The following is a 24,404-nucleotide window of genomic DNA, read 5'->3' as shown; positions in this document are numbered from 1 at the left end:
CTCTCGCGCCTCGAACGGTTTGAACCGATCGGTTCACTAATTCTCGGAGCGCATCATGAAGAAACGATGGATCTTCGCCACCCTCGCCGTGGTTGCCGTGGCCGGCAGCTGGGCGGTGCTCGGCAGCCGCGGCGAAACCCACGCCCAGGCCGCCGCCGGCGGGCCGCCGGAAGTGACCGTCGCCCAGGTGCTGGTGCGCGCGGTCAACGATTCCAACGAGTTCACCGGCCGCCTGCAGGCGGTGGACACCATCCAGCTGCGGCCGCGCGTGAGCGGCTATGTGGACTCGGTGCATTTCACCGAGGGAGCCCTGGTCAAGAAGGGCCAGCTGCTGTTCCGCATCGACCCGCGCCCCTACCAGGCCGAAGTGGACCGGCTGCAGGCCAATCTCAGCCAGGCCCGTTCGGAGCTGACGCTGGCCGACGCCAATGCCGCCCGCGGCCAGCGCCTGCTGGAGCAGCACGCCATTTCGCGCGAGGAAGGCGACCGCCTCAGCACGGCCGCGCAGAGCGCCAAGGCGCAGCTGGCCTCCACCGGCGCCGCGCTGGACGCCGCCAAGCTCAACCTCGGCTTCACCGAGGTGCGCGCGCCGGTCGACGGCCGCGTCAGCAATGCCCTGATCACGCCCGGCAACCTGGTCACCAGCAATGACGTGCTGACCAGCGTGGTCAGCGTGAACCCGGTCTACGCCTACTTCGACGTCGACGAGCACAGCTATCTGAAGCTCGAGCAGCTGCGCCGCGAGCGCGGCGTGGCGCCGAAGGTCGCCATGGCGCTGTCCAACGAGCAGGGCTTCCCGCACGCCGGCCGCATCGACTTCGTCGACAACCAGCTGCGCGCCGGCTCCGGCACGATCCGCCTGCGCGCGGTGTTCGACAACGCCGACGGCAGCTACACCCCCGGCCTGTACGTGCGCGTGCAGCTGCGCAGCGACAGCCAGCGCCCGCGCGCCCTGATCGACGACCGCGCGGTGGCTTCGGACCTCGGCAACAAGTACGTGCTGGTGCTGAAGGACCGCAAGGTGGAATACCGCCGCGTCGTCACCGGCCCGCTGCTCGACGGCCTGCGCGTGGTCGAGGAAGGCCTGAACAAGGACGACGTGGTGGTGGTCAACGGCCTGCAGCACGTGCGTCCCGGCGCCGAGGTCAATGCCACCAAGGTGGCGATGGAAACCCGCAGCCTCGACCCCGACAAGCAGCTCGCCCTCGGCGGCGGCGGCAGCAACAAGGTTGCCGCGCAGCACTAATCGATGGACATGGCCCCGCGCCGAACCCGGCGCGGGGATGGAACGAACGGCATCGCCAGGCGCGTGGAACACGCGCCTTCGGGGCCGGCTTGTCCTAAAGAACTCTCAGGACCGATCCGATGAAAATCGCCCAATTCTTCGTGGACAGGCCGATCCTGGCCGGCGTCCTCTCCGTACTGATCGTCATCGCGGGCGGCATTTCGCTGTTCAAGCTGCCGATCTCCGAATATCCCGAAGTGGTGCCGCCCACCGTGGTGGTGCGCGCCAGCTACCCCGGCGCCAACCCCAAGGTGATCGCCGAAACCGTCGCCACGCCGCTGGAAGAACAGATCAACGGCGTGGAAGGCATGCTCTATACCTCCTCGCAGTCCACCAGCGACGGCGCCATGACGCTGACGGTGACCTTCGCGCTGGGCAGCGACCTGGACAACGCGCAGGTTCAGGTGCAGAACCGCGTGGCGCAGGCCCTGACCAAGCTGCCGCAGGAAGTGCAGCGCCTGGGCGTGACCACGCAGAAGAGCTCGCCCGACCTGACCATGGTCGTGCACCTCACCTCGCCCGATAACCGCTACGACATGCTGTACCTGTCGAACTACGCGCGCCTGCACATCAAGGACCAGCTGGCGCGCCTGAACGGCGTGGGCGACGTGCAGCTGTTCGGCGCCGGCGAATACAGCATGCGCGTGTGGCTGGATCCGGAGAAACTGGCCTCGCGCCAGCTCACCACCGGCGACGTGGTCCATTCCATCCAGGAGCAGAACGTGGCGGTGGCCGCCGGTGCGCTGAATGCGCCGCCCGGCCCCGGCAATGCCGCGTTCCAGCTCAACATCAACACGCAGGGCCGCCTGGTCACCGAGGAAGACTTCCTCAACATCATCGTGCGCACCACCGCCGACGGCGGCGTGACGCACCTGCGCGACGTGGCCCGGGTGGAACTGGGTTCCAACAACTACGCGCTGCGCAGCCTGCTGGACAACCAGCCGGCGGTGGCGATTCCGATCTTCGCCCGCCCGGGCTCCAATGCCATCCAGATCTCCGACGAAGTGCGCGCCACCATGGCGGAGCTGAAGAAGGAGTTCCCGCAGGGCGTGGACTATCACATCGTGTACGACCCGACCGTGTTCGTGCGCGGTTCGATCGAAGCGGTGGTGCATACGCTGTTCGAAGCCATCGCCCTGGTGGTGCTGGTGGTGATCCTGTTCCTGCAGACCTGGCGCGCCTCGATCATTCCGCTGGTGGCGGTGCCGGTGTCGCTGATCGGCACGTTCGCGGTGATGTACCTGGCGGGCTTCTCGCTCAACGCGCTGTCGCTGTTCGGCCTGGTGCTGGCGATCGGCATCGTGGTGGACGACGCCATCGTGGTGGTGGAAAACGTCGAGCGCCACATCGAGCACGGCATGCGGCCCAAGGAGGCCACGCGCCAGGCGATGAAGGAAGTGACCGGCCCGATCGTCGCCACCGCCCTGGTGCTGTGCGCGGTGTTCGTGCCGACCGCCTTCATCAGCGGCCTGACCGGCCAGTTCTACCGCCAGTTCGCGCTGACCATCGCCATCTCCACGGTGATCTCGGCGTTCAACTCGCTGACCCTGAGCCCGGCGCTCGCCGCCATCCTGCTGCGCGACCATGACGCGCCGAAGGACAAGCTCACGGTGTGGATGGACAAGAGCCTGGGCTGGGTGTTCCGTCCGTTCAACCGCGTGTTCAGCAGCGGCGCCAACCGCTACGTCGGCGGCGTGAAGCGCGTGCTGCGCGCCGGCACCGTCACCCTGATGGTGTACGGCGGCCTGGTGGCGCTGGGCTTCCTGGGCTTTGCCCACGTGCCGACCGGCTTCGTGCCGCAGCAGGACAAGCAGTACCTGGTGGCGTTCGCCCAGCTGCCCGATGCCGCCTCGCTGGACCGCACCGAAGACGTGATCCGCCGCATGAGCGACATCGCCCTGAAGCAGCCGGGCGTGCAGAGCGCGGTGGCCTTCCCGGGCCTGTCGATCAATGGTTTCACCAACAGCACCAACTCCGGCATCGTGTTCGCCACGCTGAAGCCGTTCGAGGAGCGCCGCGACGCCTCGCTGTCGGCCGGTGCCATTTCGATGGCGCTGAACCAGAAGTTCGCCGGCATCCAGGACGCGTACATCGCGGTGTTCCCGCCGCCGCCGGTGATGGGCCTGGGCACGATCGGCGGTTTCCGCATCCAGATCGAGGACCGCGGCGATGTCGGCTTCGAGGAGCTGTACAAGCAGACCCAGAACTTGATCGCCGAAAGCCGCAAGACGCCGACCCTGGCCGGCCTGTTCTCCAGCTACCAGGTGAGCGTGCCGCAGATCGACGCGAACGTGGACCGCGAGAAGGCCAAGGCCGAAGGCGTGGACCTGGCCGACGTGTACCAGGCCATGCAGGCCTATATGGGCTCGCTCTACGTCAACGACTTCAACCGCTTCGGCCGCACCTACCAGGTGAACGTGTCCGCCGACCAGCACTTCCGCCGTGAACCGGAAGACCTGCTGCAGCTGCGCACCCGCAATGCGCGCGGCGATGCGATCCCGCTCGGTTCGTTCCTGACCGTGCACCAGGGCGTGGGCCCGGACCGCGTGCAGCACTACAACGGCTACCCCACCGCCGAGATCAACGGCGGCCCCGGTCCGGGCTTCAGCTCCGGCCAGGCGCAGGATGCGATGGAGAAGCTGGCGCGCGAGAACCTGCCCAACGGCATGTCGTTCGAATGGACCGAGCTGACCTATCAGCAGATCCTCGCCGGCAATACCGCGGTGCTGGTGTTCCCCTTGTGCGTGCTGCTGGTGTTCCTGGTGCTGGCCTCGCTGTACGAAAGCCTGACCCTGCCGCTGGCGGTGATCCTGATCGTGCCGATGGTGCTGCTGTCCGCGATCTCCGGCGTGTGGCTCTCCGGCGGCGACAACAACATCTTCACCCAGATCGGCCTGATCGTGCTGGTGGGCCTGGCCTGCAAGAACGCCATCCTGATCGTGGAGTTCGCCCGCGAAGCGCAGATCCTGGAAGGCATGGACCGCAAGCAGGCCGTGCTGGAAGCCGCCCGCCTGCGACTGCGCCCGATCCTGATGACCTCGATCGCTTTCATCATGGGCGTGGTGCCGCTGGTCACCTCGCACGGCGCCGGCGCGGAAATGCGCCATGCCATGGGCGTGGCGGTGTTCGCCGGCATGCTCGGCGTCACCTTCTTCGGCCTGATCTTCACCCCGCTGTTCTACGTGATCATCCGCGGCTGGAGCGAGCGCGCCGCGGAACGCCGCGCCGCCCGCCGCGCTGCCAAGGGCCTCAACACGCCCGCGCTGGAGGAACACTGATGCTTACCTTGATTGAAACCGTGCAGGGCTGGTTCGCGCGCCGCGCGCCCAGGCAGGCACGCCTGAGTGCGATGGCCGCCGCCCTGCTGCTGGCAGGCTGCGTGAGCGTCGGGCCGGATTACCACCGGCCCGACGAGAAACCGCTCACCTTGCAGGAAGCCGATGCGAAGCAGGAAACCGCCGAAGGCTTCCAGGCCGCGTGGTGGAAGCAGTTCAACGACCCTGCGCTGGATGCACTGATCCAGCGCGCGGCGAAGAACGCGCCGGATCTGAAGATCGCCATTGCGCACCTGAAGGAATCGCGCGCCCTGCTCGGCGTGACCCGCGCCGACCAGTGGCCCACCGTCGACACCAACATCGGCTACCAGCGCAGCCGCCAGCAGCAGCCGGGCTTCACCACCGACCGCGTGACCACCGAAACCTACCGCGCCGGCTTCGACGCCAGCTGGGAGCTGGACCTGTTCGGCGGCGTGCGCCGCTCGGTGGAAGCGGCCGGCGCCGAGGCGCAGGCCAGCGCGGCCTCGCTGCAGGACGCGCAGGTGACGCTGTTCGCCGAAGTAGCGCGTTATTACTTCGACCTGCGCGGCACCCAGCTGCGCATCGACGTGGCCAAGCGCGACATCGACAACCAGCGCGAGACCATGCGGCTGATCCGCGCGCGCTTCGACATCGGCACGGGTTCGGAGCAGGACGTGGCCAGCGCCAACGCCCGGCTGGCCTCCACCGAAGCGCAGCTGCCGGTGCTGGAAACGCAGGCGCATGCGGACGAAGCGCATCTGGCGGTGCTGCTGGGCGAGCGTCCGGGCGAGCTGGACATCGACCTGTCGCCCGGCAGCTTCAAGCCGATCGACGTGGCGCTGCCGATCGGCAACGCCGGCGACGTGCTGGCGCGCCGCGCCGACGTGCGCATCGCCGAACGCGAACTGGCCGCGGCCAATGCGCGCATCGGCGTAGCCAAGGCCGACTGGTTCCCGCACATCACGCTGGGCGGTTTCGTGGGCTTCCTGGCCGGACGCAGCAACGACTTCGGCGGCCCGTCCTCGCGTGCCTGGTCGATCGCGCCGAGCATCAGCTGGCCGGGCCTGAACGTGCAGCGCGTGCGCAACAACGTGAAGGCGAGCGAAGCACGCGCCGACGCGGCGCTGGCCAACTACCAGCGCACCGTGCTGCAGGCGGTGGAAGACGTCAGCAACTCCCTGGTCGGTTTCAATCTGCAGCGCGAGCGCGTGCAGAAGCTGTTCGACCAGGTAGCGCAGAGCCGCCGCGCCGCCGACCTGGCGCGGGTGCGCTACAACGAAGGCGCCGCGGACTTCCTGCAGCTGCTCGATGCGGAGCGCACGCAGCTTTCCGCCGAGGACGCGCTGGCCGAAGCGGAAGCGGCGATCAACCTGCGCGCCGTGGCGGTGTACAAGGCCATCGGCGGCGGCTGGGAAGCCTGCGGCGACGAGAGCTGCAGCAACCTTGCCCAGGTGCCGTGAGGGTGTAGCGCCATGAGTCCTCCTGTCCCGTTTCCGCGCCGCGCGCCGCGCGAGCGCTTCGGCACCGAACCGCCACCGAGCCAGCGCGTGGCGCTGGTGAGCGGCGCCAACCGCGGACTCGGGCTGGAGGTGTCGCGCCAGCTCGCCGCGGCCGGCATGACCGTGCTGCTCGGCGCGCGCCAGCTCGCCGCCGGCGAAAAGGCGGCGAAGGCGCTGCGGCGGGAAGGCGGCGACGTCACCGCCGTGCAGCTGGACGTGACGGCGCAAGCGGACGTGGATGCGCTGGCCGAACGCATCGGGCGCGACTACGGGCGGCTCGACGTGCTGGTGAACAACGCGGGCGCGTATTTCAATCTCGACGAGCGCGCGTCCTCGGTGGACCTGGCCTACGTGCGCGGCGCACTGGACACCAACCTGCTCGGGGCTTGGCGGCTCAGCGAAGCCGCCATTCCCTTCATGCGGCGCCATGCCTACGGGCGCATCGTCAATGTCTCCAGCGGCTGCGGCGCGATCGACAGCGAGGGCGAGGACTGCCCCGCGTACCGCGTGTCCAAGGCCGCGCTCAACAGCTATACGCGCATGCTCGCCGCCGAGCTCAAAGGCAGCGGGATCCTGGTCAATGCGGTCTGCCCCGGCTGGGTCGCCACCGATATGGGCGGTCCGGGCGGTCGGCCCGTCGCCGACGGCGCGGCCGGCATCGTGTGGGCGGCCAGCCTGCCCTCGCAGGGCGCGATCACCGGCGGTTTCTTCCGCGACCGCGCGCCGATCGCCTGGTGATCCGCTAGCGCTGCACCACCATGGCGAACCAGCGCCAGCCGCGGATCTTCTCCGCGATCAGCTTGACGCTGGTAAGCATGGGCACCGCCAGCAAGGCGCCGGGAATGCCCCACAGCCAGCCCCACACCAGCAGCCACAGCAGGATCGCCACCGGGCTCAGGCGCATGCGGCGGCCCTGGATCAGCGGCGTGATCAGGTTGCCTTCCACCGCGGTGATGCCGGCGAAGGTCAGCGCGGGCAGCAAGGCCTGGCCGGGCTGGTCGAAATGGATCAGGCCTACCACTGCCAACAAGGCGGTGGTAGTGATCGAGCCGACGTAGGGAATGAAGTTGGCGATCATCGCCACCGAACCCCACAGCAGCGGATCGGGCACGGCATAGGCCCACAGCATCGTCGCGGTGACCACGCCCAGCGTCGCGTTGATCACCACCGTGGTGAGGATGTAGCGCGACACCTCCACCTGGATGCTGCGCACGATGGACACCGTGCGGCGCTTGTAGCGGAAGTTGGGCGCGATCTCGACCAGGCGCCGCAGCAAGGTGTCGCCGTAGATCAGGAAGAAAAACACCAGCAGCACCACGGTCAGCACCGCGGCCAGCACCTTGGGCGTGCCGGCCAGCACGTCCCAGGCGTCGATCGTCACCGGCGCGGCGCGCGGCGGCGGACGCGACAGCTGGCCGCCGACCAGGCTCTGCGTGGCCCGGTTGGCCGCTTCCAGCGGCTGCATGATGGTGCGCAGCTTGGGCACGAAGTTGCGCACCAGGCTGGGCGCGTCGTGGAACCATTCCAGCGCCGGCGGCGTCAGGCGCGCGATGCCGTTGCCGATGCCGGCAATCAGCGCGATGACCAGGAAGCTGGCGCTGAGCCAGCGCGGCACGCGCCGGCGCGCGGCGAAGGCGACGATGGGATTGAAGGCCAGGCCGATGAAGCCGGCCAGCACCAGCGGGATCAGCAGGTCGCGGGCGAGCGTGACGGTATAGAGCAGCGCCAGCAGCAGCAACAGGTTGAGCACGGCGCGGATGCCCAGCAGATGCCGCTGGGTGAAGCGCACCGCCGGTCGATGCCGATGGCGCGCTGGCGGTTCGTCGGCCGGCGGCAGCGGTGCAGGCGCCATTTCGCCGCTGCCTTCCGGCGGCGGCACGAGGGGACCGATGGCGCTCATGACGGGTCGAAGCCGCCTTCGCTGAATTCGGCCACCAGGCGCACGCCCTGCGCGACCAGTTCGGCGACGGTGCCGTTGAGCAGCGCGCCCAGGCCGGGAATGCGCAGCGGATGCACGTTCAACTGGCCAAGCACGAAGCCCAGGCCCGCGGCGACGCTTACCGTGCCCAGCGGATGCCGGCGTCCGCGCGCAAGCAGGGCACCGGCCGGTTCCGCCAGCGCCTCGCGCGCATCGGCCACCCGCCCGCGCGCTTCGCGCACGGCGCGCAGATGCTTGAACAGACTCATAGGCTCTCCTCCCCGTTCGCGCCCGGCCGCGCGGCGGCCGGATCCGGCGCTGCGCCTTCGGAACGGCGCATCGCCTGCCGTATGGTCTCACGCCATGCGTTGCGGGAGTCGGGCAGCGTGAGCCAATGCATGCAGCGGCGGAACAGCATGATCATGCCGCCGAGGAACAGCAGCTGCAGCACGCCGAGTATGCCCAGCGCCAGCGGCCAGGAATGCAGCCAGGCAGCCAGCAGCACGCCGGCCAGCGCCATCAGGGTGAGACCCAGGCCCACGCCGGCCACGGTGGCGGCGAGACCGGCCAGCAGCATCCAGGAGACGGCGCTGCGCGCCAGCCCGAGTTCCGCCACCAGCAGGGAGAGCTGTGCACCGAACAGGTGCCTGGCCGCGCGCCCGGCGCGGCCGATATCGTCGAGGATGCCCGGCGCGGCGGCGTCCGCGTCGGCGGACGCCTGCCCCTGCGACGGTGGGTCGGGACGGGCGGGATCGGGACCGGTGTCCTCGCGCCCGCCGCCCTCGCGGCCGGGATCATGCATCCGCCTGGACTCTTTGCCCGATCAGCGGCGCAGGATGCGGCCGAGCAGCCAGCCCGCGCCGAGCGCGATGGCCACCGACTGCACGGGTTTCTCACGCACGTAGTCGCGTGCGCGTTCCAGCCATACGTCGGCGCGGTCCATCGCCTCGTCATAGGCTTCGCGGCCGCGCTCGCTGTATTCGCCCGCTTTCTCGGTGGCGCGGGTGGCGGCATCGGCGGCCTTGTCGGTGGCGCGATGCAGGCCGTCCTCGACGCGGTCGGCGACGTGGTCGACCTTGTCCTTGGCCGTGGCCACCGCGTCGGAGGTGGCGCGCTTGAAGCGCTCGGCACTTTCCTCGATGCGGCTGCCGCCCGTGCCGAGGGCCTGCTCGGGAGCCGTTTCCTTCGCCTGGACTTCTTTGTTCATGGCGTTCTCCTTGGGGACGGGATCGTGGACTGCGGGCTATCGACTGTAGCGAAAATCCCGCCCGGATGGGCGCCGTGCGGCGCGTCTGTTCAGCTGGCCCGCCGGAAGAAGGCAATCACGGCAAGGATCAGGAAAACGATGAACAGGATCTTGGCGATGCCCGCGGCCGTGCCTGCGATTCCGGTGAAGCCCAGCAGGGCCGCGATGATGGCGATGACCAGAAAGACCAGGGCGTAGTGAAGCATGGCGCGATTCCTCTGATATCAGCGAACGGGAACCCCTGGTGCGCATTCATCCATAGCACGCGCCTCGCGAGCGTGAAGGCTGCGCGCCGCAGCCTCCACGCCGCCACCACATCGTTGCGGCACACGCGTTTTCGCTTGAATGGATCTAAGCGTGCACCGTGGCCTTCGCGTAGATCGCATAGGTGCCGACAAGCTCCGCCTGCGCCAGCACGTGGCCGTGCATCACCTTGCGCAACTCGTCGAGGGTGAAGCCGTCGGCGAGGTTGAGCTTTTCCACGTCCAGCGCATGCACGCGGAAGTGATAGTGATGCACACGCTCGTCGTTCCATGGCGGACACGGGCCGTCGTAGCCGAGGTACTCGCCGCCCATGTCCTTGTCGCCATGGAACCAGCCGGTGTAGTCGTTCTTGCCCTGCACGCTGCCGGGCGGGCCGGACGGCGCGCGCTTGCCGCGCGCGACGATGCCGTCGCTGCAGGCGCCTTCGGCCAGCTCGGTGTACTCGACCGGAATATCGGCCATCAGCCAGTGCACGAACTCCACGCGCGGAAGATCCGCCGGCACCGTGCGGCCGGCTTGATTGACGTCGTCGCCGCGGCTGGGCACGTCGGTGTCGATGCAGGTGAGCACGTAGGAACGGGTGGCCGGCGGCGCATCCTTCCACGCCAGCTGCGGGCTCAGGTTTTCCGACAGGGCGACCGGATCGCCCGGCTTGCCGAAGGCGCAGCGCGCGGGAATCGGCTGGCCGTCCTGGAAGCTGTCACTGCGAAGTTGCACGGCGGTCTCCTCGGTAGTCGCTGATCACTTTGCCTGGTAGGTGACGCGGTACACCGCGCCGCTCAGGTCGTCGCTCACCAGCAGGCTGCCGTCCGGCAGCGGCTGCACGTCGGCGGGGCGGCCCCAGGCTTTCTCGTCCTGCATGAAGCCTTCGATCAGCGGCTCGTACGAGGCCACCTTGTTGCCGTTGAGGCGCACCGTCATCACGCGGTAGCCGGATTTCTTGGTGCGGTTCCACGAGCCGTGCTCGGCGATGATCAGCGCACCCTTGTAGGCGGCGGGGAATTGCTTGCCCTCGTAGAAGCGCAGGCCCAGCGAGGCTACATGGGCGCCGAGCTTGAGCACCGGCGGCGTGTAGTCCTTGCAGTTCTTGCCCTTGCCGAATTCCGGATCGAGCGTGTCGCCCTGGTGGCAATAGGGATAGCCGAAATGCTCGCCCACGCGGGTGAGGCGGTTGAGCTCGTCGCTGGGCAGGTCGTCGCCCAGCAGGTCGCGGCCGTTCTCGGTGAACCACAGGTCGTTGCTGCCCGGGCGCCAGGTGAAGCCGACGGTGTTGCGGATGCCGTAGGCGACATCTTCCAGGCCGGTGCCGTCCTTGTTGAGGCGGGTGAGCTTGGCGTAGTCCTTGCCCTTGTCGCAGATATTGCAGGGCGCGCCGATCGGCACGTACAACTTGCCGTCGGGGCCGAAGGCGATGAACTTCCAGCCGTGGTGCGTCTCGGTGGGGAACTTGTCGTACACCACCTCGGGCTTCGGGGGGTTGTCCAGGTGGTTCTCGATATCGCGCAGCACCACGATCTTGCTCACGGCGGACACATACAAGTCGCCGTCCTTGAACGCCACGCCCACCGGCAGCTGCAGGCCGGTGGCGATCACGCGCACCTTGTCGGCCTTGCCGCTGCCGGTGCTGTCGGTCAGCGCATAGACCTTGCCGGCATCGTTCGAACCGACGAACACCGTGCCCTTGGCGCCCAGCGCGATCTCGCGCGCATTGGGGGTCTGGTCGGTATAGACCGCGATATGGAAACCCTTGGGCAGGGTCAGTTTGTCCAGCTGGGGATCGGCCAGGGCCGGCAGAGCAAGCAGGCCGAGCGCGAGAGCGAGGAACGGACGCATGGGTGACCTCCGGGTGGGCGGAGCCCCGAAGCCTATACCGACGCGCGTGAAGTTGCCTCTGCCGCTCTGATATCGTGCGCCGGCTGAGAAGGGATCCCCCATAGCCATGAGCGAACTGCAGGACCTGACCACCCTGGTGCGCGCGGCCACGCCGCTGCTGGTCATCGAGACGGTGGACGAACAGCGGGTGATCGAGTGTTTCCGCCACGTCATTTCGCAGTCGCTGCGGCCGCTGTGGCGCTGGACCCTGACCGACGGCTTGAACCGGCTGGACTTCGCCCAGGGCGGCGAGGCTTTCGCGCCGGACGCGGACGCGACCCTGGACGCCATCCGCGACGCGCCCGAGCGCGGCATCTACCTGCTGTTCGATTTCCACCCGTTCCTGCGCTACGCCATGACCTTGCGCCAGCTGCGCGAGATCGTGCAGCGCCAGCGCTCGGCGGCGCATACGGTGGTGCTGGTGGGCGCGCGCATCGAGCTGCCGGAGGAGCTGGAAGCGCTGTGCATGCGCGTGCCGCTGTCGCTGCCGGACATCAAGGAGCTGGCGGCGATCCTGCGCGCCGAGGCGCTGGCCTGGCAGCGCGAGCACGGCCGCCGCGTGGAAGTGGACGGCGACGCCGCGCGCACCATCGTGCGCAACCTGCTCGGCCTGGCCGCGACGGATGCGCGGCGCATCGTGCGCAAGCTGATCTACAACGACGGCGCGCTCACCGCCGACGACCTGCCCGAACTGATGCGCACCAAGTTCGAGCTGCTCAACCGCTCCGGCCTGCTGCATTACGAATACGCCACCGCCAGCTTCGCCGACATCGCCGGCGTCAGCCGCGTGCGCGACTGGGTGGCGCGGCGGCGCGCGATCTTCCTCGCCGCCGAGCCCGATCCCACGCTCGACCCGCCCAAGGGCGTGCTGCTGCTGGGCGTGCAGGGCTGCGGCAAGAGCCTGGCGGCCAAGGCGATCGCCGGCGGCTTCGGCGTGCCGCTGGTGCGCATGGATTTCGGCGCGCTCTACAACAAGTACCAGGGCGAGACCGAGAAGAACCTGCGCGAGGCGCTGCACAGCACCGAGCTGCTGGCCCCGTGCGTGCTGTGGATCGACGAGATCGAGAAGGGCCTGGCCAGCGGCGGCGAGGATGGCGGCGTATCGCGCCGCGTGCTCGGCTATCTGCTGACCTGGATGGCGGAGCGCAAGGCAAAGGTCTTCGTGGTGGCCACCGCCAATGCGGTGGACGAACTGCCGGCCGAGCTGCTGCGCAAGGGGCGCTTCGACGAGATCTTCTTCGTCGACCTGCCCAAGCCGTCGGTGCGCACCGATATTTTCGCGATGCATCTGCGCCGGCGGAAACTGCCGGTGGAGCAGTTCGACCTGCCGGCCTTGTCGGCCGCGAGCGAAGGTTTCTCCGGCGCGGAAATCGAGCAGGCCGTGGTCAGCGCGCTGTACGACGCCAGCAGCGCCGCCACGCCGCCGGACCAGCCGATGATGCTGGCGGCATTGGGCGCGACGCGGCCCTTGTCGGTGCTGATGCGCGAGCAGGTCGAGGCGCTGCGCATCTGGGCGCGCGGGCGCTGCGTGCCGGCGGACTGAGCTTCCGATGGATCCCGCACGCATCGATGCCGTGATCGACGCGCTTGCCGGCGAAGGCTGGTGCGTGTTCGAAGATCTGCTGCCTGGCGCGGCGACGGCGGCGCTGGCGGGCGAATGCGCGGCGCTGCATGCGTCGGGCGAGCTGACGGCGGCGCGGATCGGGCGGGAAAAAGTGGCATCTTCCCTGCGTGGCGACCACACGCGCTGGTTCGAGATGGACGCACCCACCGCCGCTCAGCAGCCGTACGTCGAAGCGCTCGAAGCGCTGCGCCTGGCCTTCAATCGCAGCCTGATGCTGGGCCTGGTGGAAAGCGAAGCGCATTACGCCGTGTATCCGCCCGGCGCGCGCTATGCGCGCCACCTGGACCAGCCGCGCCAGCTCGAAGCGCGCGTGGTGTCGGCGGTGTATTACCTCAACGCGGATTGGCGCGCCGAAGACGGCGGCGCGCTGCGCCTGTATCTGGACGATGGCAGCCACCACGACGTGCTGCCGCAGGCAGGGCGCATGGTGCTGTTCCTGTCCTCGCGCTTCGAACACGAAGTGCTGCCGGCCACGCGCGAGCGCATGAGCATCGCCTGCTGGATGCGGCGGCGCGAGCCCGGCTCGCTGATTTGATCCGGTAAAGCCGGATCAGCCGGCCAGCGCGTTGAAGCGCGCGGCGATGTACTCGTCGGTGAAGCTGGTCATGTCCATGCCGCGGATAAAGCCGCAATGGCCGCCGTGCGGCGCGATGTCCAGCTCCACGCAGGGCGGCAGTTCCAGCTTTTCGAACGCATCGACGGGGATGACCGGATCGTCCCGCGCGGTAAGGATGGTGGCCGGAATCTGCATACGCTGGAGCGCGGCGCCGGCCACCGAATAGCCGTCCAGGTAGGCCTGCAGCGAGCCGAAGTCGGTGTGGCGCAGCACCAGCGATTCGGTCAGGCCGCGCAGGTTCTGCTTGAGCTCATCCAGCTCGAAATACTGGCGGTGCGGAAACGCCGCCTGCTTGGCGCGCAGCGAGCGGCGCCACTTGCGCAGGAAGTAGGCCCGGTAGAACCACGGCGCGGTTTCTTCCAGCGAGAACAGGCCTTCGCCCGGATCGACGATCGGGCACACGGCCAGCGCGTAATCCAGCGGCACGCCGGCTTCCGGCGCGCGCAGCGCGGCGCGCAGGGCGAAGTTGCCGCCCAGCGAGAAGCCGGCCAGGGCCAGCTTGCGCGAGGGCCAGCGCCGGGCGATGTCACCCAGTGCGTGCACCACTTCGTCGATGCGGCAGGAATGGAACAGCGCTTCGTTGAGCGGATGGCTGTCGCCGTGGTCGCGGAAGTTCAGCCGGAAGACGTCCCAGCCTTCGGCCAGCAGGCGGCTGCCGGTCTGCAGCACATAGGTGGAATCGACGCTGCCCTCCCAGCCGTGGAACAGCACGGCCAGCCCGCGCGCCTGCGGGAGTTTTTTCTGCGCGGTGTAGGCGCCGGTGAGGCGCACGCCGTCGCCGCCGTCCACCATGGTCTCCTGCGCGCCTTCGCGCACGGTCTGCGCCGCGCGCGGCAGCAGCTGGCGGCGCACGCCGCTGGAGGACAGCATGGTCTGGATATGGCCGCTGGTCAGCGGCCATGGCGGGCGGAAATCGGTGCCTCGGGGAAGGGTCATGCGCTGCGGTCTTCCAGCGCCGCGGCGATGCGCTCGCGCGACAGCTCGGCCATGCGGCGGCGCGCGTCCGGCGTGGCGGGCACCGGTTCCAGGAAATGCACTTCGGCGTCCAGCGGCGCCTCGCCCAGCAGGCGCAGGAAGTTCTGCATGAAGTTCTCGTGCTCGCGGAAGCCCGCGTCGACCACGCGGCGGCCGTCGCGCGCGAAGCGCAGCGCCACCGGCTGCACCGGCACTTCCGCGTCCAGCGCGGCCTGGAAGATGCGCGCATGGAATACGCGCAGCACGCCGTTGTGGCCGGTGCCGCCTTCCGGGAACACCGCCACCGAGCGGCCGCCGCGCAGGCGGTCGACCATCACCTGCATCACCGTGGCCAGCGAATGGTTGCTGCCGCGGCGATGGAAGATGGTGCCGCCGCTGGCGGCCAGCCAGCCGACCAGCGGCCAGCTGGCGATCTCCGCCTTGGCCACGAAGCAGGCGGCGCGCTGGCTGTGCAGCAGCTCGATGTCGATCCACGAGGTGTGATTGGCCACGAACAGCACCGGATCGCGCAGCGGCTGGCCCAGGCGCACCGAGCGCAGGCCGAAGATGCGCAGCAGCGCGCGCGACCACCAGCGGATCATGCGGTGCGCGAACGGCTCGCGGCCGTCCTTCATCACCACGTGGCGGTTCCAGCTGAGGATGCCGGCGCACAGGAACACGCCCAGCACGATATGCAGGAGCAGCAGGGGGATGCGCCAGAAGTAGCGCAGCGGTCGCAGGAAATCTCGGTCCTGGGCGGAGACGGTGTCGGTGCTCATCAGCGGGTTAGTTTAGCGTTAGTGGGACTCTACGTCGGCTGTGCGCATGCGCATGGTGCAGACGGCATTCCACTGGCGTTTCAAACTGCCTGCCCCGGATGAATCACCGCGCGGCGAGGCTGGCCTCGATCAGCCGCCGCGCCATGGCCCCGAGCACGCGCGCGGGGCTGCGTGCGCCGAAGGCCTGGCCGGAGACGTAGCTGCCTTCGATCAGCAGCAGCAGGCCGTCGGCCAGCTCCTCCGCGTCGGGCGCGCCCATGCCGCGGCACAGCTCGCGCAGGCGCTCGCGCAGGGCTTCCTTGCTTTCCACGCCGACCTGGTGCGCCGGATGGGCGGGGTCGGGGTATTCGATCACCGCATTGGTGAGGCCGCAGCCGCGGTAGCCGTCGGTGCTGGCGCGCGCGGCCAGGTAGTCGACATAGGCGAGCAGCTGCGCCTTGGGGTCGTCCGGATGGCCGGCGCCCTGGGCGGCGAAGTTGTCGCGGAAGCGGCGGTCGTAATCGCGCAGGTATTGCGCGATCAGCTCGTCCTTGGACTCGAAGGCGCGGTACAGGCTGGGCTTGGTCACCCCGGCGCGGTTGACGATCTCCTCCACGCCGATGGCGCGGATGCCTTCGCGGTAGAACAGGTCGAAGGCGGTGTCGCGGATGCGGTCCGCCGCGCGGCGCGGCGTTTCGGAGGGTTCCCGGGCTTGCGGGGTGGATTTCGTGCGGTTGGACATGGTTCGACCTGTTGACAATGTTACCGATCGGTACGTACTCTGCGCTTCCGTCCCGTACCGATCGGTAACATGACTATACAACGCCACCGGCCCTTCGGCCAAAACTACGCCTTCGTCGTTGTCGCCGTGGTCTTCCTGGCCCTGCTCGCCTCGGCCGGCATGCGCGCCACGCCGGGCGTGCTGATGCTGCCGCTGGGCCGCGCGTTCGGCTGGAGCCGGGACAGCATTTCCTCGGCCGCGGCGGTCGGCATCCTGCTGTACGGCCTGATGGGCCCGTTCGCCGCGGCGCTGATGCAGCGCTTCGGCATCCGCCGCGTGCTGCTGGTGGCGCTGTCGGTGATGACCCTGGCCGCGGCCTCCAGCGCGCTGATGAGCCAGCCCTGGCAGCTGGTGGCGACCTGGGGCGTGCTGTCCGGCGCCGGCACCGGCTGCGTCGCGGTGGTGATGGGCGCCACCGTGGTCGGCCGCTGGTTCAGCAGCCATCGCGGGCTGATGATGGGCCTGCTTACCGCCAGCACAGCCACCGGTACCTTGATCTTCCTGCCCGGGCTGGCGGCGATTGCGGAGTACTTCGGCTGGCAGGCGGTGGTGCTGACCATTGCCGCCGTTTCCGCGGTGCTGATCCCGCTGGCCTGGTGGCTGCTGCCGGAGCGTCCTTCCGATATCGGCCTGCGCCGCTACGGCGCCACCGCGGACGAGCCGGCCGATGCCGGCGCCGCGGGCGGCAATCTGTTCGCGCTGACCCTGGGCGTGCTGCGCAACGCTACCCGCAACGGCACGTTCTGGCTGCTGTTCGCCACCTTCTTCGTGTGCGGCTTCACCACCAACGGCCTGATCGGTACGCACTTCATCGCGCTGTGCGGCGACCACGGCATTCCGGAAGTACGCGCCGCCGGCCTGCTGGCGATGATGGGCATCTTCGACCTGGTCGGCACCACCGCCTCGGGCTGGCTGACCGACCGCTTCGATCCGCGCAAGCTGCTGTTCGTCTATTACGGGCTGCGGGGGCTGTCGCTGATGTATCTGCCGTATTCGGATTTCTCGTTCTACAGCCTGTCGCTGTTCGGCGTGTTCTACGGCCTGGACTGGATCGCCACCGTGCCGCCCACCCTGCGCCTGACCACCGACGCCTTCGGCGAGCGCGATGCGCCGATCGTGTTCGGCTGGGTGGTGGCCGGCCACCAGGTGGGCGCCGCCGCTGCCGCCTTCATGGCCGGCGTGCTGCGCGTGCAGCTGGGCAGCTATATGACCCCGTTCGTGATCGCTGGCGCCGCCGGCGTGGTGGCGGCCTTCCTGGCCTTGCGCATCGGCCGCCGCCGCGACCGCGGCGAGCTGCCGGCGCTGGCCGGCGAGGCGGCGTAAAGGCGTAGGTTGGGGTGAGCCAAAGGCGAACCCCAACAGACCTTCAGGCGCCTCACGACGTTGGGGTTCGCGGCGCTCACCCCAACCTACGATTCGAGCTGCGACAAGGGCAGCGCCGCCGAGCGTTTCACCGTGCGCAGCACGAAGCTGGAGTTCACGTCGGCCACGCCGGAGGCATTGAGCAGGCGGTCGAGCAGGAAGCGCGAGAAGTGCTGCAGGTCAGCGACATAGACGTGCATCAGGTAGTCCATGTCGCCGGTCAGCGCGTAGCAGGCCACGATCTCGTCCCATTCGTTGACGTTGCGCACGAAGCGCTCGATCGCCTCGCCCTCGTGCTTGGCCAGCTGCACGCGTACGAAAGCCTGCAGCCCCAGGCCCACCGCCTCCGGGTCGACCTGGGCGCTGTAGCCGGTGAGCACGCCCTCGGCCTCCAGCCGCTGCAGGCGGCGCAGGCAGGCGGAGGGCGACAGGTTCACCCGCTCGGCCAGCTCGGCGTTGGTGATGCGGCCCTCGCTCTGCAGGACGGCGAGCATGCGCAGGTCGGTGCGGTCCAGGGTGGCCATGCAAGATACTCCGGCTAGATGGTGTCATTACGCATGATTATTGCGCTATCAGCGTCACATACTGCAACAAAACAACCTTCATGCGCGTCCTCCGCCGTATCCTGTTGTCCTTCTGACGGAGGCCCGCCATGGACCACAGCACGCCACGCAAAGTCGAACACCAGCAGACCGACCGCGGTTATGTGCCGGTGTATGCCACCGGCGTGGTCGAGCAGCCCTGGGCCAACTACAGCCAGACCGACCACGAGGTCTGGAATACCCTGTACCGCCGCCAGCGCGAGCTGCTGAAGGGCCGCGCCTGCCAGGAATTCCTCGACGGCATCGAACGCTTCCGTATGGGCGAGAACGGCATTCCGAAGTTCGCCGACCTCAACAAGGTGCTGGGCGAAACCACCGGCTGGGAGCTGGTGGCCGTGGAAGGCCTGCTGCCGGACGAAGTGTTCTTCGACCACCTGGCCAACCGCCGCTTCCCGGTGAGCTGGTGGATCCGCCGCCCCGACCAGCTCGACTACCTGAGCGAGCCGGACCTGTTCCACGACCTGTTCGGCCACGTGCCGCTGCTGCTCAACCCGGTGTTCGCCGACTACATGCAGGCCTACGGCCGCGGCGGCATGAAGGCTTTCGGCATCGGCCCGGAGGCGCTGATGAACCTGACCCGCCTGTACTGGTACACGGTGGAGTTCGGCCTGATCAACACCGGCGAAGGCATGCGCATCTACGGCGCCGGCATCGTCAGCTCCAAGGGCGAGTCGATCTACTGCCTGGATGCCGCCGCGCCCAACCGCATCGGCTTCGGCCTGGAGCGCGTGATGAATACGCGCTACCGCATCGACACCTACCAGCAGACCTACTTCGTGATCGACAGCTTCGAGCAGCTGTTCGATGCGACGCGCCCGGACTTCACGCCGATCTACGCCGACCTGAAGACGCACCCGCCGCACGCCGCCGCCGACGTGCTGGACAGCGACCGCGTGTTCAACCGGGGCACGCGCGAAGGCTTTGCGACCGACGCCGACACCTGAGTCCGCGCCGGCGCCGCCCATGAAAAGGCCCGCATCCGCGGGCCTTTTTTATTGCACCGATTTCTTGCCGCGCTTGAGCTCACTCACCGCCAGCACCTTGGCGATGCGCGTTCCATCCCAGCAATAGCGCAGATGCTCCGCCTGCACGCACGGCGCCACGCAGTCCGGATAGAACACCGCGATGCACTCGCCGCCGGCATGGCGCACGCTGTCGTACACGATGCCGTCGGAACCGTCCGCGCGCAGCCGGCGCGCCAGCTTCACACTGGCCACGTAGCTGTCCGGGTCGTGCTCGGCCGGCCAGCCGCCACGCAGGTCGTGCAGCTTGGCCTGCACGCTGGTGCGGTAGCAGCGCATCTCCACGTCGCAGGCGGGCTCCGCGGTGGCGGCGAGGAAGCGCTCGCGGTGATAGACGGTTTCCTCCACCGCGGTGATCAGGCTCCGCCCGGCGTAGAACACCCCCCAGCTGCCATCGGAAAAGCGGCTGCCATCGGGATTGAGATGAGTGAACGCCGCCATCACCGGCGTGGTGCCGGGGCCGCTGACGCGCCGGTCCTGCGGCACCAGCGGCAGCACGCCGAGTTCGTCGCGGATGCGCGGATTGGTCAGCGCCTCGATGGAGAACAGCGCTTCGAGGTCGGCCGCGTCGGCAATGCGGTCGTACACGCTGACCGGCGGAAACCGGCTCGGCACGATGCGGAAGGCCTGGCTCCAGCGGATGCGTTTCAGGGGCGGGGTGTCTGCCATGACGGAAAGTTCTTCACTGTGCCCAGGACTCGCCAGTATGCGGTCCCGGGATATCGCCGACTGCGACGCGTGCCGCGCCGGTCACCAGCCGCGCTGCGCGTCCAGGTACTGGCGCACCACGTAGAGGTCGGCCACGTTGCCGGAAAGCATGCGGTCCAGCGCCGAGCCGCCGCCGAACAAGGGCGCCGCGTTCGGCTTGCGCACCCAGGCGTCGGCCTGCTTGGTGTCGGGAAAGAGAATCTGCAGGTCCTTGTAGATGCCCAGCAGATAACTGATGCGCTCGAGCACGTCGCGGCCCAGGCTGCCTTCCTGCTGGCGTTTCCATTTGTAGAAAGTCGATTCCGGCGGATCGCCGAGCAGCCGGCGCTGGTCGCTGATGCGCAGCTCCCACTGCTCGGCCAGCTTGAAGAAAGCGCGCAAGGCCGGGCCGCCAAGCTCGGTAGCCGCGACGAATTCGGGCTGGAGGTGGGCCGCCATTGTCTACTCTCCATGTGAAGTTGACGTGCAGTCTACTCCACATGTGGAGTTCACGCCACTGGCGGCCCAGGGGCCGGTCCGGCGGCGCGGCTCAGGACTTGCCGCCATCCTTCGCGCAATCGCAGCCGAAGGCCGGCTCCGGCCCGCCCTCGTCGATAAAGCGGTCGATGCGCTGTTCCAAAACCGGCAACGGCACCGAGCCGATCTCCAGCACCGTGTCGTGGAAATGGCGGATGTCGAAGCGGGTGCCCAGCGCCTGCTCGGCCTTGCGGCGCAGCTCCAGGATCTTCAGATAGCCCAGCTCGTAGGACAGCGCCTGCCCCGGCCAGCTGATGTAGCGGTCCACTTCGTTGGCGATCTCGCGGGCGGACAGCGCGGTGTTGTCGGTGAGGTAGTCGATCGCCTGCTGGCGGGTCCAGCCCTGGTGGTGGATGCCGGTGTCCACCACCAGGCGGCAGGCGCGCCACATCTGGTAGGTGAGATAGCCGAAGCGGTCGTAAGGCGTCTTGTAGATGCCCATCTCGTTGCCGAGGTATTCCGAGTACAGGCCCCAGCCCTCGCCGTAGGCCGAGATATAGCCCTGGCGGCGGAATGCCGGCTGGCCCTTCTGCTCGGAGGCCAGCGCCAGCTGCAGCGAATGGCCGGGCGCCGATTCGTGCAGGGTCAGCGCGGCCACGTTGTACAGCGGGCGCGACGGCAGGTCGTAGGTGTTCACCAGATAAGTGCTCGCGCCGCCGCGGCCGGAGGTGTAGTACGGCGCGATATCCGGCGCCACCGGCACGATGGCGAAGCGCTGGCGCGGCAGCCGGCCGAACAGCTTGCCCAGCTGGCCGTCCACCTGCTTGGCCACCCAGGCGCTGCGCATCAGCAGTTCCTCGGGCGTCTTGGCGTGGAACTGCGGATCCGTGCGCAGGAACTTCAGGAACTCCGGGAAGCTGCCCTTGAAGCCGCTCTCCTGCATGGTCTTGACCATCTGCGCATGGATCTTCGCCACCTGCTCCAGGCCCACCTGGTGGATGGCGCCGGGGTCCAGGTCCAGCGTGGTGTATTCGATGATCTGCTGGCGGTACCAGGCCTTGCCGTCCGGCATGGCTTCGGCGGCGAGCGTGGTGCGCGCGCGCGGCACGTATTCCTCGCGGAAGAACTTCAGCAGCGTGGCATAGGCGGGGATCACCTTCTGCGCGATCACCTGCTTCGCTTCCTCGCGCATGCGCGCGGCCTCCTCGGCGGAGACGCTGGCCGGCATCTGTTCGAACGGCTGGTAGAAGCTGCTGCGCGTGGGGTCTTTCAGGTCCGACACCGCCACGATCGAGGCATCGCGCCCGTCCAGCACCGCGCGCGGCACGGTGAAGCCGCGGTCGAGCCCATCGCGCATGTTGGCGATCTGCTGCGCGAAGTAGGCCGGCACCTGGCCCAGGCGATCCAGATAGCGGCGGTAGTCCTGCGGCGTGCGCAGTTCGTCGGCGTTGAGCACGTAGCCCAGGTCGCTCCAGAACGCCGAGTCGCTGTTGAACGGCATCTGCCACTGCTTGTACTGCTGGCCCGCGAGCATGTTCTGGATCTGCGTGCGGTACACGGCGTAGTTGACCTTGTCCTCGGCGCCGAGCTGCTTCGGGTCGATCGCGTCGAGGTCGGCCAGCGTCTTCTTCCAGACCTCGAGCCGGCGCTGCTGGCTGGCGGCGTCGACGTCGTCCAGCCGTGCATTGCTCGGCTGCGCCTCGCCGGCGTTGTTGATGCCGGCCTGGCCGTTGCGCCAGGCCCATTCCTGCTCGTAGATGCGGTGGAAACGCGCGGCGGCGTCATCCGCCCAGGCGGGCGCGGCAAGCATGAGCGCGGCCAGCGCCAGCCAGGTGATGCGATGGGGATTGTTCACTCTCTGATTTCCTTTGCTTCCGGCGCGGCAGCCAGCACGGCATCCTCCACGCTCCAGTAATCCAGCGCCTGTGAAGGAAGCTGGGGCAGCGCCATGCGTTGCAGCGCGCTGCGCGCATGATCCTTCAAGCGGGCCACGCGCAGCGCGATGCCGCGCGCATCCAGCCAGGCGACGAAATCGCCCAGCGACTCCAGCACGGTGCCGTCCAGGTCGGGCGATTCCTCCAGGCTCAGCACCACTTCGCGCAGCGGCGTGCGCTCGGTGACGCGCTGGCGCACCTGCGCGAGCACGGCCTCGGCGTTGGCGAAGAACAGCGGCTCTTCCGGCCGCACGATCAGCACGCCCGGCATTTCGCGCGCCTGCGCGTGCGCCGCCACGTCGACGAAATCGTGGCCGCCGTCCAGCCGCCCCAGCACGCTCAGCCGCGGCGTGGCCAGGCGGCGCAGCAGCATGATCAGGCTGAAGGCGATGGCGAACAGCAAACCGTTGAGAATGCCCAGCGACAGCACCGCCAGCACCGCCGCCAGCGCCACCAGGCGGTCGCGATGCCAGCGCAGATAGGGACTGAACGCGGACAGGCGCAGCGACTTGCTTACCGCATGGATCACGATCGCCGCCAGCACCGGCATCGGAATGCGTTCGATCCACGGCAGCAGGAACAGCACCATCAGCAGCACGCAGCACGCCGCGACCAGGCCGGCCAGGCGCGAACGCGCGCCGGCGGCTTCGTTCGCCGAGGTGGCCGAATAACCCGCGCCCACCGGCATGCCGTGCAGCAGGCCCGCCACCACGTTGGCCGCGCCGAGCACGGCCAGGTCGCGGTTGAGATTCACCGCATCGCCGTGCTTCAGCGCGAAGTTGCGGATCGAGCCGTACGACTCGGCATACAGGATCAGCAGCAGCGCCGCCGCCAGCTCCACGCTGGGCAGCCATTGCCCGCTCGCCGGCCAGCGCGGCCAGGCCCACTGCGGCGCCAGCTGCATCGCGCCGACCAGGGCCACGCCATGCCGCGCCAGCCAGCCCGACGCGGCGATGCCCAGCGCGATCGCCAGCAGGCTGCCCGGCACGCGGCGCAGGCGCTCGCACAGGAACAGCAGCAGCAGCGCGGCAGCGCCCATGCCGAGCGCCGCGGGCTTGATGCCGGCGAAGTCACCGAACAGATCGACCAGCAGCACCGGCACGAAATCGCCATGCAGCGCCGGCACGCCGAGCAAGGCCGGCAGCTGCTTGAGCGCGATCACGCAGGCCAGGCCGAAGGTGTAGCCGCGCAGCACCGGCCGCGCGATCAGATGCGACAGACCGCCCAGCCGCAGCGCGCCGGCCAGCAGGAAACACAGGCCCGTAAGCACCACCAGCCCCGCCACGATGGCCGCGCGCGACGACGGATCGCCGCCTTCCAGCGCCAGCGTGCCGGCGGCGAGCACCGCCGCCGACGAAGACGTGGCCGAGACGATGGCGTAGCGGCTGCTCCCCAGCAGGCCATAGCAGACCAGGCCGGCGAACAGCGCCATCACGCCCGCTTGCGGCGGCAGGCCTGCGATGCCCGCATAGGCGACGGCTTCAGGCAGCAGCAGGCCGGCGATCGCCAGCCCGGCGAGCAGGTCGACGGTGAAGCCTGGCGCCGCCGTGGCGGCGGCCGCGCCGGTGTTCACCCGATCACGCCCGTCCAGCCGGGCAGGTAGGCCGCGTCATGCGTATGCGCGTGCAGCAGCGCTTCGTCGAGCACGCGCTTGCTGATCTTGCCGCCGGCCAGCTTCACGCGGCGGCGGTAGAAATCCGCCCACAGGAATTCGGCGTAGGGCGTGGCGTCCTTCGAGTAGCCGCCGGCCTGGCGCAGGCGGGCCGCGAGCGTGCGGTAGGGATCGTCGACGAGTTTGTCCAGGCTGGCCGGAATCGCGTCGTAGGCGATGCGCTGCCCCAGCGCGTCGTAGGGATGCGCCCAGCGGTTGAATTCCATGGTGCGCCAGAACACGTCCGGCTCCAGCCAGGAGAAATCCCGCTGCACCATCACCGGCACGCTTTTCACGCCTTCTTCGAGCAAGGCCAGGCCCAGATGATGGTGGTCGACGATATAGACCTTGTTCTTCGGCCCCAGCACGCCGGGAAACCAGTGCGCGTCGATCAGCTCCTTGCGCTTCTTCTTGCCCAGGCCGCGCCAGACGCCGCGCTTTTCCGCCACTTCGGCCTTGCCGACGGTGACCTGGGTCGGCCGCAGCTTGTCAGGCGCGACGCTCAGCAAGGGATGGCGTACATGCGGCTCGGACATGGACAGTTCCTCAAGGGCTG

The 24,404-nt window shown here is 68.7% G+C and carries 24 protein-coding genes; 8 read left to right on the top strand and 16 right to left on the bottom strand.

The window, feature by feature from the left end:
* Positions 1 to 55: 55 nt before the first annotated feature.
* From ISN75_RS22655 to ISN75_RS22640, 4 genes are all read left to right on the top strand, one after another.
* Complete coding sequence (locus ISN75_RS22655) at positions 56 to 1,246, top strand: efflux RND transporter periplasmic adaptor subunit (RefSeq protein WP_343820395.1); 1,191 nt, start codon at positions 56 to 58, stop codon at positions 1,244 to 1,246.
* Positions 1,247 to 1,365: 119 nt separating this feature from the next.
* Positions 1,366 to 4,563, top strand: coding sequence for an efflux RND transporter permease subunit (locus tag ISN75_RS22650; RefSeq protein ID WP_167252821.1), 3,198 nt, complete (start codon positions 1,366 to 1,368; stop codon positions 4,561 to 4,563).
* A complete protein-coding gene (locus ISN75_RS22645) occupies positions 4,563 to 6,041 on the top strand; it encodes a TolC family protein (protein WP_343820397.1) in 1,479 nt (492 codons plus the stop codon). Before ISN75_RS22650 ends, ISN75_RS22645 begins: the two co-directional genes overlap by 1 nt.
* A 12-nt stretch (positions 6,042 to 6,053) precedes the next feature.
* Complete coding sequence (locus tag ISN75_RS22640) at positions 6,054 to 6,818, top strand: SDR family NAD(P)-dependent oxidoreductase (protein WP_167252823.1); 765 nt, start codon at positions 6,054 to 6,056, stop codon at positions 6,816 to 6,818.
* 4 nt (positions 6,819 to 6,822) lie between these two features.
* Here the strand turns inward: ISN75_RS22640 and ISN75_RS22635 are convergent, their stop codons facing one another.
* From ISN75_RS22635 to ISN75_RS22605, 7 genes are all read right to left on the bottom strand, one after another.
* Positions 6,823 to 7,980 (bottom strand): AI-2E family transporter, encoded by a 1,158-nt coding sequence (locus tag ISN75_RS22635; protein ID WP_167252824.1) that lies wholly within the window; start codon positions 7,978 to 7,980, stop codon positions 6,823 to 6,825.
* Complete coding sequence (locus ISN75_RS22630; RefSeq protein WP_167252825.1) at positions 7,977 to 8,267, bottom strand: hypothetical protein; 291 nt, start codon at positions 8,265 to 8,267, stop codon at positions 7,977 to 7,979. Before ISN75_RS22630 ends, ISN75_RS22635 begins: the two co-directional genes overlap by 4 nt.
* Positions 8,264 to 8,800, bottom strand: a complete 537-nt coding sequence (locus ISN75_RS22625; RefSeq protein WP_243867873.1) for an ABC transporter ATP-binding protein — start codon at positions 8,798 to 8,800, stop codon at positions 8,264 to 8,266. Before ISN75_RS22625 ends, ISN75_RS22630 begins: the two co-directional genes overlap by 4 nt.
* Before the next feature lie 21 nt (positions 8,801 to 8,821).
* A complete protein-coding gene (locus ISN75_RS22620) occupies positions 8,822 to 9,205 on the bottom strand; it encodes a DUF883 family protein (protein WP_167252826.1) in 384 nt (127 codons plus the stop codon).
* Between the two features lie 89 nt (positions 9,206 to 9,294).
* Positions 9,295 to 9,450, bottom strand: coding sequence for a DUF1328 domain-containing protein (locus tag ISN75_RS22615; protein WP_167252827.1), 156 nt, complete (start codon positions 9,448 to 9,450; stop codon positions 9,295 to 9,297).
* A 145-nt stretch (positions 9,451 to 9,595) separates the two neighbouring features.
* Positions 9,596 to 10,225 carry a YbhB/YbcL family Raf kinase inhibitor-like protein gene (locus ISN75_RS22610; protein ID WP_167252828.1) on the bottom strand — a complete coding sequence of 210 codons (630 nt, stop codon included), beginning with the start codon at positions 10,223 to 10,225 and terminating at the stop codon, positions 9,596 to 9,598.
* A gap of 24 nt (positions 10,226 to 10,249) precedes the next feature.
* On the bottom strand, positions 10,250 to 11,341 hold the full coding sequence (locus ISN75_RS22605) for a PQQ-dependent sugar dehydrogenase (RefSeq protein ID WP_167252829.1): 1,092 nt from the start codon (positions 11,339 to 11,341) through the stop codon (positions 10,250 to 10,252).
* A gap of 106 nt (positions 11,342 to 11,447) precedes the next feature.
* On the opposite strand from ISN75_RS22605, the gene ISN75_RS22600 reads away from it, so the two are divergent.
* On the top strand, positions 11,448 to 12,923 hold the full coding sequence (locus tag ISN75_RS22600) for an AAA family ATPase (protein WP_343820400.1): 1,476 nt from the start codon (positions 11,448 to 11,450) through the stop codon (positions 12,921 to 12,923).
* Between the two features lie 7 nt (positions 12,924 to 12,930).
* The gene (locus tag ISN75_RS22595; protein ID WP_343820401.1) at positions 12,931 to 13,539 is read left to right on the top strand and encodes a 2OG-Fe(II) oxygenase; all 609 of its coding nucleotides are present in this window, start codon (positions 12,931 to 12,933) and stop codon (positions 13,537 to 13,539) included.
* Positions 13,540 to 13,554: 15 nt separating this feature from the next.
* Here the strand turns inward: ISN75_RS22595 and ISN75_RS22590 are convergent, their stop codons facing one another.
* From ISN75_RS22590 to ISN75_RS22580, 3 genes are all read right to left on the bottom strand, one after another.
* Positions 13,555 to 14,556 (bottom strand): YheT family hydrolase, encoded by a 1,002-nt coding sequence (locus ISN75_RS22590; protein WP_167252832.1) that lies wholly within the window; start codon positions 14,554 to 14,556, stop codon positions 13,555 to 13,557.
* Positions 14,553 to 15,353: a lysophospholipid acyltransferase family protein gene (locus tag ISN75_RS22585; RefSeq protein ID WP_167252833.1), complete on the bottom strand. Its 801-nt coding sequence runs from the start codon at positions 15,351 to 15,353 to the stop codon at positions 14,553 to 14,555. Before ISN75_RS22585 ends, ISN75_RS22590 begins: the two co-directional genes overlap by 4 nt.
* 103 nt (positions 15,354 to 15,456) lie before the next feature.
* Positions 15,457 to 16,074 carry a TetR/AcrR family transcriptional regulator gene (locus ISN75_RS22580; protein WP_343820402.1) on the bottom strand — a complete coding sequence of 206 codons (618 nt, stop codon included), beginning with the start codon at positions 16,072 to 16,074 and terminating at the stop codon, positions 15,457 to 15,459.
* 69 nt (positions 16,075 to 16,143) lie between these two features.
* Between ISN75_RS22580 and ISN75_RS22575 the strand changes: the two genes are divergently transcribed.
* On the top strand, positions 16,144 to 17,436 hold the full coding sequence (locus ISN75_RS22575) for an MFS transporter (RefSeq protein WP_167252835.1): 1,293 nt from the start codon (positions 16,144 to 16,146) through the stop codon (positions 17,434 to 17,436).
* Between the two features lie 86 nt (positions 17,437 to 17,522).
* Here the strand turns inward: ISN75_RS22575 and ISN75_RS22570 are convergent, their stop codons facing one another.
* Positions 17,523 to 17,999 (bottom strand): Lrp/AsnC family transcriptional regulator, encoded by a 477-nt coding sequence (locus tag ISN75_RS22570; protein WP_167252836.1) that lies wholly within the window; start codon positions 17,997 to 17,999, stop codon positions 17,523 to 17,525.
* Between the two features lie 128 nt (positions 18,000 to 18,127).
* On the opposite strand from ISN75_RS22570, the gene phhA reads away from it, so the two are divergent.
* The gene (phhA, locus tag ISN75_RS22565) at positions 18,128 to 19,021 is read left to right on the top strand and encodes a phenylalanine 4-monooxygenase (RefSeq protein WP_167252837.1); all 894 of its coding nucleotides are present in this window, start codon (positions 18,128 to 18,130) and stop codon (positions 19,019 to 19,021) included.
* 48 nt (positions 19,022 to 19,069) lie between these two features.
* Here the strand turns inward: phhA and ISN75_RS22560 are convergent, their stop codons facing one another.
* From ISN75_RS22560 to ISN75_RS22540, 5 genes are all read right to left on the bottom strand, one after another.
* Positions 19,070 to 19,768 carry an RES family NAD+ phosphorylase gene (locus ISN75_RS22560; RefSeq protein ID WP_167252838.1) on the bottom strand — a complete coding sequence of 233 codons (699 nt, stop codon included), beginning with the start codon at positions 19,766 to 19,768 and terminating at the stop codon, positions 19,070 to 19,072.
* A gap of 81 nt (positions 19,769 to 19,849) precedes the next feature.
* Positions 19,850 to 20,245, bottom strand: a complete 396-nt coding sequence (locus tag ISN75_RS22555) for an MbcA/ParS/Xre antitoxin family protein (RefSeq protein WP_167252839.1) — start codon at positions 20,243 to 20,245, stop codon at positions 19,850 to 19,852.
* Between the two features lie 91 nt (positions 20,246 to 20,336).
* Entirely contained in the window at positions 20,337 to 22,073 is a 1,737-nt protein-coding gene (locus ISN75_RS22550; RefSeq protein WP_343820445.1) for a DUF885 domain-containing protein, read from the bottom strand.
* 41 nt (positions 22,074 to 22,114) lie between these two features.
* Complete coding sequence (locus ISN75_RS22545; protein ID WP_168648842.1) at positions 22,115 to 23,770, bottom strand: SulP family inorganic anion transporter; 1,656 nt, start codon at positions 23,768 to 23,770, stop codon at positions 22,115 to 22,117.
* Complete coding sequence (locus ISN75_RS22540) at positions 23,767 to 24,384, bottom strand: ParB-like protein (protein WP_167252841.1); 618 nt, start codon at positions 24,382 to 24,384, stop codon at positions 23,767 to 23,769. The genes ISN75_RS22545 and ISN75_RS22540 overlap by 4 nt, the downstream gene beginning before the upstream one ends.
* Between the last annotated feature and the right edge of the window lie 20 nt (positions 24,385 to 24,404).

This window comes from Dyella marensis (assembly GCF_049532885.1).
GTDB lineage: Bacteria > Pseudomonadota > Gammaproteobacteria > Xanthomonadales > Rhodanobacteraceae > Dyella_D > Dyella_D marensis.
Note: the sequence above shows the minus strand (reverse complement) of the source record. Positions and strands in the feature narration are given on the sequence as shown.